This is a genomic window from Rhodosalinus sp., assembly GCF_041685465.1.
Classification (GTDB): domain Bacteria; phylum Pseudomonadota; class Alphaproteobacteria; order Rhodobacterales; family Rhodobacteraceae; genus Rhodosalinus.
This window is the reverse complement of record NZ_JAWLFS010000117.1, coordinates 1-9,278: the sequence shown is the minus strand read 5'-3', so window position 1 is coordinate 9,278 and position 9,278 is coordinate 1. Positions and strand designations below refer to the sequence as shown.

The following is a 9,278-nucleotide window of genomic DNA, read 5'->3' as shown; positions in this document are numbered from 1 at the left end:
GCGGTCGAGGATGATCTCGGAGTTGCCGGTGCCCTTGAACTCTTCGAAGATCACCTCGTCCATGCGCGAGCCGGTGTCGATCAGCGCGGTGGCGATGATGGTGAGCGATCCGCCCTCCTCGATGTTCCGCGCCGCGCCGAAGAACCGCTTGGGCCGCTGCAGCGCGTTGGCATCCACGCCGCCGGTCAGCACCTTGCCGGAGCTCGGCACGGTCGTGTTGTAGGCCCGGCCGAGGCGCGTGATCGAATCGAGCAGGATCACGACGTCGCGCTTGTGTTCCACGAGCCGCTTGGCCTTCTCGATCACCATCTCGCTCACGGCGACATGCCGCGTCGCAGGTTCGTCGAAGGTCGAGGAGATGACCTCACCCTTCACGCTGCGCTGCATGTCGGTCACCTCTTCCGGGCGCTCGTCGATCAAGAGGACGATCAGGTAGCACTCGGGATGGTTGGTCTCGATCGAGTGGGCGATGTTCTGCAGGAGCACCGTCTTGCCGGTCCGCGGCGGTGCGACGATGAGGGCGCGCTGCCCCTTCCCGATGGGTGACACAAGGTCGATCACGCGCGCCGAGCGGTCCTTGATGGTGGGATCCTCGATCTCCATCTTGAACCGCTCGTCCGGGTAGAGCGGCGTGAGGTTGTCGAAGGCGATCTTGTGGCGCGCGTTATCCGGCGTCTCGAAGTTGATCTTGTCGACCGACACCAGGGCGAAATAGCGCTCGTCCCCCTCCGGCGCGCGGATGCCGCCATCTATCGTGTCGCCGGTGCGCAGCGAAAACTGCCGGATCATGTCGGGCGAGACGTAGATGTCGTCCGGTCCCGGCAGATAGTTCGCCTCGGGCGAGCGCAGAAAGCCGAAGCCGTCCTGCAGCACCTCGAGGACGCCGTCCCCCGAGACCTGCCAGCCCTCGTCGGCCCGCTCGCGCAGGATCTGGAACATCATCTCGCCCTTGCGCATGGTCGAGGCGTTCTCGATCTCGAGCTCTTCGGCCATCGCCAGAAGATCCTTGGGGCTCTTGGCCTTCAGATCGGCGAGGTTGAGACGGGTCTGGGTCATGGACCACCTATCGCGCCGCATGGGAGCTGCGGCTATCGTCGGACAGTACGGGAAAGACCACCCGGACGGGCGGATCAGCGGAAAATACGCCTGGCCCGCGGCGGAGTCAATCCGCGGCGGTCACCACTTCACCACCACCGAGAGCACGATCACCACCAGAAGCACCGTCGGCACCTCGTTCATCATCCGGTGCTGTCGGCCCGTCAGCGTGTTCGCACCGGCGATGAAGTCCTTTCGGCGTGCGCCGAGCCACATGTGGAACCAGGTCATCACGCCTACCGCGGCGAGCTTCGTCCAGACCCAGAGCGCGTCCCAGGCCGCACCGGACTGCGGCGTGAACAGAAGCACGATCCCGAAGATCCAGGTCACGATCATCGATGGATTCATGATCAGCCGCAGCAGCTTCTCTTCCATCGTCTGAAAGACCGGGTCGATGGTGTCGCCGGGGACCGATCGCTCCGTGTGATAGACGTAGAGGCGGGGCAGGTAGAACAGCCCGGCCATCCAGGCGATCAGCGCCAGGATGTGAAGCGACTTGGTCCACGGGTAGAGCAGCGCGAGCAGGTCGATCATGGCGGGCTCCGGTTGGTCGCTTCGCCTCTACTCAGAAAAGAAGAAAATGAAAAGAAGGTGTTGTGGAAGGGCCAGTCGGATCGGGGGATTGTCAGACGTTCCCCAGGCTTCTCCAGATCCCGAAGTGCCATGTGGATAACTTCGGGAGGACTTTGGAAGAAAACGAAAAAATCATTTTGAAGCAAAAGCTTGATGAACTTATAGCCTGAGGAAGGATCGTGGGTCGACTCTGCCGGAACGTGGTCAGCCGACGCACGTCGTCCACCGCGGCGAACTGTCCTGTCCCCATCTGGACAGCGCGGAAGAATCGGCGGACGGGCTGGCCGGGCGTCCACCGCTTGCATCCCGCCCGGCGTTCATCGACAAGGTTTCCAACGCGTTTTCGCCAGATGATACACAGGCTGTCCCCATGCAGGCGCCGCTTCTTCTCGCATCGGCATCGGAAGCCCGGGCACGGTTGCTGCAGGCCGCGGGTGTCGCGATCGACGTGGTGCCCGCCCGCATCGACGAGGTCGCCCTGCGCGCCGGTCTGGCCGCCGAGGGCGCGGGCCCGCGCGACACGGCCGACGCGCTCGCCGAGATGAAGGCGCGCAAGATCAGCGACAAGCATCCGGGACGGCTGGTGCTTGGCGCGGATCAGGTGCTGGACCATCGCGGGGGGATCGTTCCGAAGCCCGCGACCCGGGAGGAGGCGCGCACGCAGCTCGCGCAGCTCCGCGGGGATCGCCATCAGCTTCTGTCCGCCGCCGTCGTCTGCCGCGACGGCGAGCCGATCTGGCGGCATGTCGGCGTCGCGCGGATGGTGATGCGGGCGTTTTCGGACGGGTTTCTCGACGCCTACCTTGCGCGCAACTGGCCCGGGGTCTCCGGCAGCGCCGGCGCCTACCGACTGGAGGAGGAAGGCGTGCGCCTCTTCGCCGCCGTCACGGGGGATCACTTCACGGTGCAGGGTCTGCCGCTTCTCGAACTCGTGAACTGGCTCGCGACGACCGGAGAGATCGAGGCATGAGCGAGGATCGCATTCCGCTGGCCGGCGTCATGGGGCACCCGGTGGCACATTCCCGCTCGCCGCGGTTGCATGGCTACTGGCTGCGGCGCCTCGGCCTCCGGGGGCATTACGTGCCGCTCGACGTGGCGCCGGGCGATCTGCGCGATGTGCTCGCGTCGCTGCCGAAGGCGGGCTTCGTCGGCGTGAACGTCACGATCCCCCACAAGGAATCGATGCTGGAAATCGCCGACCTCGTGACCGACCGCGCGACGCTGATCGGAGCGGCGAACACGCTGACGTTTCAGTCCGATGGCCGCATCCGGGCAGACAATACCGACGGTTACGGCTTCCTCGAGAACCTGCGTCGCAACGCGCCCGCGTGGCAGCCGGAGGCCGGTCCGGCCGTCGTCCTTGGCGCGGGCGGCGCGGCGCGGGCGGTGATCGTGGCCCTGCGCGAGGCGGGAACGCCGGAAATCGTCGTCTGCAACCGCACCCGCGGGCGGGCGGAGCAACTCCGGCAGGAGTTTGGTCCGCGCCTCAGGGTAGAAGACTGGGTCACCGCGGGGCATGCCATCGCGGAGGCCGCAACGGTTGTGAACACCACGTCGCTCGGCATGGTGGGTCAGCCGGAATTGCGGGTGTCGCTCGATGGTCTTCATCCCGGAACGGTCGTCAACGACCTGGTCTATACGCCGCTTGAAACGCGATTGCTTCGTGTCGCGCGTGAAAAGGGGTGCGTCGCGGTCGATGGCCTCGGCATGCTGATCCATCAGGCGGTGCCGGGCTTCGAACGCTGGTTCGGATGTCGGCCGGAGGTGGATGCGGCGACGCGCGAGGTGCTGCTCTGATGGTGTTCCGGCTCGGGCTTACCGGCTCCATCGGCATGGGCAAGACCGCGACCGCGCGGATCTTCGCAGAGGAAGGCTGCGCCGTCTGGGATGCCGATGCGGCGGTGCATCGTGCCTATGCCAAGGATGGCCCGGCAGTCGGGCCGCTCGGCGCCGTTTTCCCCGAGGCGATCGAGGACGGGTCCGTCTCGCGGGAGGCGCTGCGGCGGATCATCGCGGGCGACTCCGATGCGCTGTCCCGGATCGAGGCGATCGTGCACCCGCTGGTCACGGCCGACAGGGCGCGCTTTGCCGGCGAGGCCGGGTCCGATATCGTCGTCTTCGACATACCGCTCCTTTTCGAGACCGGCGCGGAGCGCGAGATGGACGCGGTTGCCGTCGTCACCGCACCGGCCGAGGAGCAGCGCCGCCGCGTCCTTGCGCGCGGCTCGATGAGCGAGGCAGACTTCGAGGGCATCCTTGCGCGGCAGATGCCCGATGCCGAGAAACGCGCGCGCGCGGATTACGTCATCGTGACCGACACCCCGGAGCACGCGCGCCAGCAGGTTCGCGAGATCCTTGCCGATATCAGGAGGCGACTGACCGATGCGTGAGATCGTGCTGGACACGGAGACAACCGGCCTCGACCCTGCCGACGGTCATCGCATCGTCGAGATCGGGGCGGTTGAACTCAACAACCACATGCCGACGGGCCGGCATTTTCACGAATACATCAACCCGGAGCGCCCCATGCCCGAGGAAGCCTTCGCGGTGCATGGGCTCGGCGATGACTTCCTTCGGACGAAGCCTGTCTTCGCCCGTGTCTCCGAGGCCTTCGCGGCCTTCGTGGGCGAGGCCCGGCTCGTGATCCACAACGCCGGCTTCGACATGAAATTCCTGAACGCGGAGCTCACGCGGCTGAACATGCCGACACTGCCGATGACGCAGGCCCTCGATACCGTCGCGCTTGCCCGCCGGCGGTTTCCCGGCGCGCCTGCCTCGCTCGACGCGCTCTGCCGGCGTTTCGGGATCGACAACACGGCGCGGACGCTGCACGGCGCTCTGCTCGACGCGGAGATTCTCGCCGAGGTCTACCTGGAACTGATCGGTGGGCGGCAGCCCGGCCTCTCGCTCGGCGCGGCATCGGGGAGCGGCACGGCCCAGGGCACTGCGCAACAGGCCTGGCGGCCCGGCCCGAGGCCGCGTGCCCTGCCCCAGCGGATCACATCCGGGGAGGCCGAGGCGCACGCCGCGATGGTCGCGCGCCTCGGGGAAAAATCGCTCTGGCCGGCGGATTGAACGATCAGGCGGTCCCGGCCGGCGTGTCGCCCGCGGTTTGCGAGGTGCCTTTCTGTTCGGCCTGCCGCCGCAGCACCTCGTTGCGGTAGATCTGCACGAAATCGATGGTCTCGAGGTTGAGCGGCGGATATCCGCCGTCGCGCGAGACGTCGCTGACGATGCGGCGCAGGAACGGAAAGAGCATCCGCGGGCACTCGATCATCAGGAACGGGTGCAGCTGGTTGTCCGGCACGTTCTCGATCTGGAACACCCCGGCGTAGTCGAGCTCGAGCAGGAAGAGTTGCGTGCCCGTCTCCTTGGACTTGGAGTCGACGTTCAGCTTGACCGAAACCTCGTACTGGTTGTCGGCCTGCCGGCGCTTGGCGTCGAGGTTCACCTTCACCTGCACGTCCGGCTGCCCCTGCGCCTCGCCGCCCTTCTGGACGTAGATGTTCTCGAAGCTCAGGTCGCGGATATACTGCGCGAGGATGTTCATCTTCACCTGCGGCTGCTGCTCGCCGGTCTGTCCGGCCTCGGGCTGTGCCGCGCCGTTACCGTTTTCTGTCTCGCTCATCGGGCTCTCCGCTAGAGGGTCAGGACCGTGGCGTGTCTAGCAACGCCGCGGCGTCGGCTCAATGCGCGACGCGCTCAATGCTGGGTCCAGCCCGATCCGCGGTGCGTCGGCCGCCTGGGGGGTGGCCCGGCGTCGTGCTCCGGCTCGGCCTGCGCCGGATCGACGCGCTCCCAGTCGCCGTCGATCACGTCCTCGCGCCCTCCATGGGGGCGGCGCGGGCCTTGCGGCTCCGGACCCATCCGGAAACGCTGCACCTCGATCCGGCGTGCGAGAAAACGCATCACCGCGCGCCGCACGTCAGGCACCATGAGCGACAGCCCGACGGCGTCGGTGAAGAAGCCCGGCGTCAACAGCAGCGCGCCCGCGAAGATGATCATCGCGCCATGCGCCAGCGGTTCGGAGGGATCGGAGAGCGTATCGAAGCGACGGCGCAGGTCCGTCATCGTCGCCTGCCCCTGGCTGCGGACGGCCCATGTGCCGGCGACGGCGGTCGCCACGACGATCGCGAGCGTCGGCCAGAGGCCGATCCAGCCACCCACCTGGATGAAGAGGGCGATCTCGATCAGCGGGACGGCGAGGAAAGCAGCGAGGAGCCACATGGGCGGGTTCCTTCTCGGCGTGACGGGCTTGCGGTGGACTTGGGCGCGCGCCATCCCTACATATGCACGGACACCGCCCGTTTCCAACCGCGCGCCGAGAGGTTCACATGAACTCCCCGCTTCTGCAGCTCCTCGTGCTGGCCGGCATTGCCGTGTTCCTGATCCTGCGCCTGCGCAGTGTGCTCGGCACCCGCGACGGGTTCGAGAAACCCACCGTATCCGGATCCGAGCAACAGACCCCCGTCACGCAACGGCGCCCGGAGTTCGAGGTGATCGAGGGCGGGCCGGATGAAGACATCACCGACCATGTCCCTCAGGGGTCCGACGCCGCCGATGCCCTCGCCCGGATGAAATCGGTCGACTCCGACTTTTCCCTCTCCGAGTTCCTTCAGGGCGCGCGCGGGGCCTACGAGATGATCCTCATGGCCTTCGAGAAGGGCGACATGGAAAGCGTCAAACCCTTCCTCGCAGAAGACGTCTACGAGAGTTTCGACGAGGTCGTGCGCGAACGCGAGGCACAGGGCCTCACGATCGAGGCGGAATTCGTGGGCGTGCGCGAACTCTCGGTGGTCGATGCCACCTTCGACACGTCGAGCCGGCTCGGCGAGGTCACGGTACGCTTCGTGGGCGAGCTGACCTCGGTCGTGAAGAACGCGGAGGGCGACGTGATCGAGGGCAGCCCGACCGAGGTGCGCCGGCAGAAGGATATCTGGACCTTTGCTCGCGTCATGGGGTCGGGTGATCCCAACTGGCAGCTGGTCGCCACGGGGGAGTGATGCGGCGGGCGCTGGGTGCGGCTCTCGCGTTCGGCCTGATGATGGCGGGACCCGCGAGCGGTGCCGAGACGACCCGCGCCCTGCTGGAATTCGATGATCTGAGCGGCTGGGCCGAGGATGATCACGCCGCGGCCCTCGACACCTTCCTCGAAACCTGCCCCGATCTCGATGCTCCCGACTGGAGCGCGCTCTGCGCATATGCCCAGACCAAAGGGGCGGAGGCCCCGCGCCGTTTTTTCGAGCTCTTCTTCCGCCCCGTCCTGATCGAGGATGGCACCCCCGCCCTTTTCACCGGCTATTTCGAGCCTGAACTGGCCGGATCGCGCCACCGCACGCCGCGTTTCCGCCACCCGGTCCACCGGAAGCCGCCCGAGGTCACCCGCCAGTCGCCATGGCTTACCCGGCAGGAGATCATGACCACCGGTGCGCTCGACGGACGCGGCCTCGAAATCGCCTTCGTGGACGACCCGGTCGAGCTCTTCTTTCTCCAGGTACAGGGCTCGGGGCGAATCCATCTGCGGGACGGGACCCTTGTCCGGGTCGGATACGCCGGCGCGAACGGTCACCGTTATCGCTCGATCGGGCAGGAACTGGTGCGCCGCGGCGTCTACGAGCCGCATCAGGTTTCGGCGCAGGTGATCCGCAGCTGGGTCCGCCGCAATCCGGAGGCGGGGCGGGACCTGCTGTTTCACAATCCTTCTTACGTGTTCTTCCGCGAGGTGACGGAGGTGCCGCCCGACCGCGGACCGCTCGGTGCGATGAACCGCTCGGTCACACCGCTCAGGACGATCGCCGTGGACCCGGCCCATGTGCCGCTGGGCGCTCCCGTCTGGATCGAGACCGAGGGCGAGCGCCCGATGCGCCGCCTGATGATCGCACAGGACACGGGCTCGGCCATCAAGGGCGCACAGCGCGCGGACATCTTCTTCGGCACCGGCGCGGAGGCCGGCCGCCATGCGGGACGGCTCAGCGATCCGGGCCGCATGGTCGTCCTGATGCCGATCCAGCGCGCCTACGCCATGCTTCCGGAGGCGCGGCGATGAGCCGGCGACGCCTGCGCCCGGACGAGCTGGCCCTCTGGCGCGAGGTGGCCAAGACCGCCGCGCCGCTCGATCCGCGGCGGACGGAGAGCCCGCAGGAGGACCCGGCCGACCACAGTCCCCTGCCCCGTCGCGATCCGACGGCCGCCAGGGACCCGGTCCGGCCTTTCCGCGTCGGCGCGGCGGCGGCCCCCGGGTCGGAGCGGCACGACCTCGCGCCCTCGGTGTCCGAGCGGGTGGCCGAAGCCCCCCTGAAGATGGATCGCAAGACCCACCAGCGCATGCGCCGCGGCAAGCTCGACCCGGACGCGCGGATCGACCTGCACGGGATGCGGCTGGAGGAAGCGCACGCGGCCCTGCAGTCCTTCATCCTGTCGTCGCATGCGGGGGGCCGGCGGCTTGTCCTCGTCATCACGGGCAAGGGGCGGCGGACGGAGGACGATGGCCCGATCCCCCGCCGGCCCGGAGTCCTGCGCCACCAGTTGCCGCACTGGCTTGCGACGCCGCCGCTGTCGTCGGTGGTGCTCCAGACGCGCGAGGCGCATCTGAAGCACGGCGGTGCGGGTGCCTTCTACGTCTATCTTCGCCGCAAGCGTTAGCCGCCGACGAAGGGCGCGTCGTCGCCCCAGATCTCGCGCACACGTTCGTCACGGCCGCAGCGGTCACGGTAGCGTTCGTAGGCGATCCGCTTGGGAACGGCGACGCCGACGGAGGAGACGGTCAGCCGCTCGTCGCTCTTGTAGTAGTCCTGATGATAATCCTCGGCCCGATAGAACTCGCCGAGCTCGAGAATCGGCGTGACCACCTCGCGCCCGAGGTCTTCCCCGGCCCGGCGCTTCGCGGCCTCGGCGTCGTCCCGCGCGGCGTCGCTGCCGACGAAGATCGCGGAGCGGTAGCTGTCGCCGCGGTCGCAGAACTGCCCGCCGGCGTCGAAGGGATCGATCGAGCGGAAGAAGAGATCGTAGAGCTGCGGGCGCGTGATCTCGTCAGGGTCGTAACGGATGCGCGCCGCTTCGTAGTGCCCGGTGCCGCCACCCACGACCTGCCTGTAGGTCGGATCCGGCAGGTCGCCGCCGGTGTAGCCCGAGACGACCTCCTCGACACCGCGCACCTTCTCGAAATCGGCCTCCACGCACCAGAAACAGCCGCCGGCGACGGTGATGGCCTCGGTCTCGGCGGCGGCCTTCTGAGCGAACAGCCCCAGCGCGATGGACACGGCGAGCAGGGCGGGTCTGAGGACGGGGAGAGACATTTTGGGCTTCCTTTCGGGCACTGACCGCAGGGTGGGCCTGCGCAGCGACACCGGCAAGGGCGGACAGCAGCGGTCACGCCCTGGTGATCGGCCGTGACCGCGGGGGCGCTGCCCCCGCACCCCCGGAGTATTTGGACCAAGATGATGGGCGTCAGCGCGCGACGAGGGCCGCGCGGGTCCGGGGGCATCGGGCGCCGGCGTAGAGCCGGTCGAGCACCTCGGCGAAAACCGGCGGCGCGCCGGGGACCGCTTCGAAGAGCGTCATGGAGGAGCGGAGCTTCAGCGCGTCCACCTCGCCCAGAACGTCTTCGGGTG

General features: G+C 67.8%; 13 protein-coding genes. 7 read left to right on the top strand and 6 right to left on the bottom strand.

Translation table 11 applies throughout. The annotated features are described in order from the left end of the window. The coding region (gene rho / locus ACESL7_RS09245) for a transcription termination factor Rho (protein ID WP_372893033.1) at positions 1-1,056 on the bottom strand (1,056 nt) is incomplete at its 3' end. 120 nt (positions 1,057-1,176) lie between these two features. Then, entirely contained in the window at positions 1,177-1,629 is a 453-nt protein-coding gene (gene hemJ / locus ACESL7_RS09240) for a protoporphyrinogen oxidase HemJ (protein ID WP_372893032.1), read from the bottom strand. Between the two features lie 409 nt (positions 1,630-2,038). Between hemJ and ACESL7_RS09235 the strand changes: the two genes are divergently transcribed. From ACESL7_RS09235 to dnaQ, 4 genes are read left to right on the top strand one after another with little or no spacing between them, the layout of a single operon-like run. Continuing rightward, positions 2,039-2,638, top strand: a complete 600-nt coding sequence (locus ACESL7_RS09235) for a Maf family protein (RefSeq protein ID WP_372893031.1) — start codon at positions 2,039-2,041, stop codon at positions 2,636-2,638. After that, positions 2,635-3,465, top strand: a complete 831-nt coding sequence (locus ACESL7_RS09230) for a shikimate dehydrogenase (protein ID WP_372893030.1) — start codon at positions 2,635-2,637, stop codon at positions 3,463-3,465. Before ACESL7_RS09235 ends, ACESL7_RS09230 begins: the two co-directional genes overlap by 4 nt. Then, positions 3,465-4,058: a dephospho-CoA kinase gene (gene coaE / locus ACESL7_RS09225; RefSeq protein ID WP_372893029.1), complete on the top strand. Its 594-nt coding sequence runs from the start codon at positions 3,465-3,467 to the stop codon at positions 4,056-4,058. The genes ACESL7_RS09230 and coaE overlap by 1 nt, the downstream gene beginning before the upstream one ends. Further along, the gene (dnaQ, locus tag ACESL7_RS09220) at positions 4,051-4,743 is read left to right on the top strand and encodes a DNA polymerase III subunit epsilon (RefSeq protein ID WP_372893028.1); all 693 of its coding nucleotides are present in this window, start codon (positions 4,051-4,053) and stop codon (positions 4,741-4,743) included. The genes coaE and dnaQ overlap by 8 nt, the downstream gene beginning before the upstream one ends. A 4-nt stretch (positions 4,744-4,747) precedes the next feature. Here dnaQ and secB read toward each other — a convergent pair whose 3' ends face one another. Both secB and ACESL7_RS09210 read right to left on the bottom strand, forming a co-directional pair. Further along, a complete protein-coding gene (gene secB / locus ACESL7_RS09215) occupies positions 4,748-5,296 on the bottom strand; it encodes a protein-export chaperone SecB (RefSeq protein ID WP_372893027.1) in 549 nt (182 codons plus the stop codon). Between the two features lie 74 nt (positions 5,297-5,370). After that, entirely contained in the window at positions 5,371-5,895 is a 525-nt protein-coding gene (locus ACESL7_RS09210) for an FxsA family protein (RefSeq protein ID WP_372893026.1), read from the bottom strand. 107 nt (positions 5,896-6,002) lie between these two features. Here ACESL7_RS09210 and ACESL7_RS09205 point away from each other — a divergent pair, with 107 nt between their 5' ends. From ACESL7_RS09205 to ACESL7_RS09195, 3 genes are read left to right on the top strand one after another with little or no spacing between them, the layout of a single operon-like run. Beyond that, complete coding sequence (locus ACESL7_RS09205) at positions 6,003-6,671, top strand: Tim44/TimA family putative adaptor protein (protein WP_372893025.1); 669 nt, start codon at positions 6,003-6,005, stop codon at positions 6,669-6,671. Continuing rightward, on the top strand, positions 6,671-7,714 hold the full coding sequence (mltA, locus tag ACESL7_RS09200) for a murein transglycosylase A (RefSeq protein WP_372893024.1): 1,044 nt from the start codon (positions 6,671-6,673) through the stop codon (positions 7,712-7,714). Before ACESL7_RS09205 ends, mltA begins: the two co-directional genes overlap by 1 nt. After that, the gene (locus tag ACESL7_RS09195; protein ID WP_372893023.1) at positions 7,711-8,310 is read left to right on the top strand and encodes a Smr/MutS family protein; all 600 of its coding nucleotides are present in this window, start codon (positions 7,711-7,713) and stop codon (positions 8,308-8,310) included. Before mltA ends, ACESL7_RS09195 begins: the two co-directional genes overlap by 4 nt. Here ACESL7_RS09195 and msrA read toward each other — a convergent pair. Together msrA and ACESL7_RS09185 are read right to left on the bottom strand one after the other, a co-directional pair. After that, positions 8,307-8,963: a peptide-methionine (S)-S-oxide reductase MsrA gene (gene msrA / locus ACESL7_RS09190; protein WP_372893022.1), complete on the bottom strand. Its 657-nt coding sequence runs from the start codon at positions 8,961-8,963 to the stop codon at positions 8,307-8,309. The genes ACESL7_RS09195 and msrA overlap by 4 nt on opposite strands. A 151-nt stretch (positions 8,964-9,114) precedes the next feature. Next, positions 9,115-9,278: DUF1810 family protein (locus ACESL7_RS09185; protein ID WP_372893034.1), on the bottom strand; the 164-nt coding region annotated here is incomplete at its 5' end.

What these genes read in the sequence shown, in the direction of transcription:
- dnaQ (WP_372893028.1), top strand. Translation starts at nt 4,051, where the DNA reads ATGCGTGAGATCGTGCTGGACACGGAGACAACCGGCCTCGACCCTGCC.
- ACESL7_RS09235 (WP_372893031.1), top strand. Translation starts at nt 2,039, where the DNA reads ATGCAGGCGCCGCTTCTTCTCGCATCGGCATCGGAAGCCCGGGCACGG.
- hemJ (WP_372893032.1), bottom strand. Translation starts at nt 1,629, where the DNA reads ATGATCGACCTGCTCGCGCTGCTCTACCCGTGGACCAAGTCGCTTCAC.
- coaE (WP_372893029.1), top strand. Translation starts at nt 3,465, where the DNA reads ATGGTGTTCCGGCTCGGGCTTACCGGCTCCATCGGCATGGGCAAGACC.
- msrA (WP_372893022.1), bottom strand. Translation starts at nt 8,963, where the DNA reads ATGTCTCTCCCCGTCCTCAGACCCGCCCTGCTCGCCGTGTCCATCGCG.
- secB (WP_372893027.1), bottom strand. Translation starts at nt 5,296, where the DNA reads ATGAGCGAGACAGAAAACGGTAACGGCGCGGCACAGCCCGAGGCCGGA.
- ACESL7_RS09195 (WP_372893023.1), top strand. Translation starts at nt 7,711, where the DNA reads ATGAGCCGGCGACGCCTGCGCCCGGACGAGCTGGCCCTCTGGCGCGAG.
- ACESL7_RS09210 (WP_372893026.1), bottom strand. Translation starts at nt 5,895, where the DNA reads ATGTGGCTCCTCGCTGCTTTCCTCGCCGTCCCGCTGATCGAGATCGCC.
- ACESL7_RS09205 (WP_372893025.1), top strand. Translation starts at nt 6,003, where the DNA reads ATGAACTCCCCGCTTCTGCAGCTCCTCGTGCTGGCCGGCATTGCCGTG.
- mltA (WP_372893024.1), top strand. Translation starts at nt 6,671, where the DNA reads ATGCGGCGGGCGCTGGGTGCGGCTCTCGCGTTCGGCCTGATGATGGCG.
- ACESL7_RS09230 (WP_372893030.1), top strand. Translation starts at nt 2,635, where the DNA reads ATGAGCGAGGATCGCATTCCGCTGGCCGGCGTCATGGGGCACCCGGTG.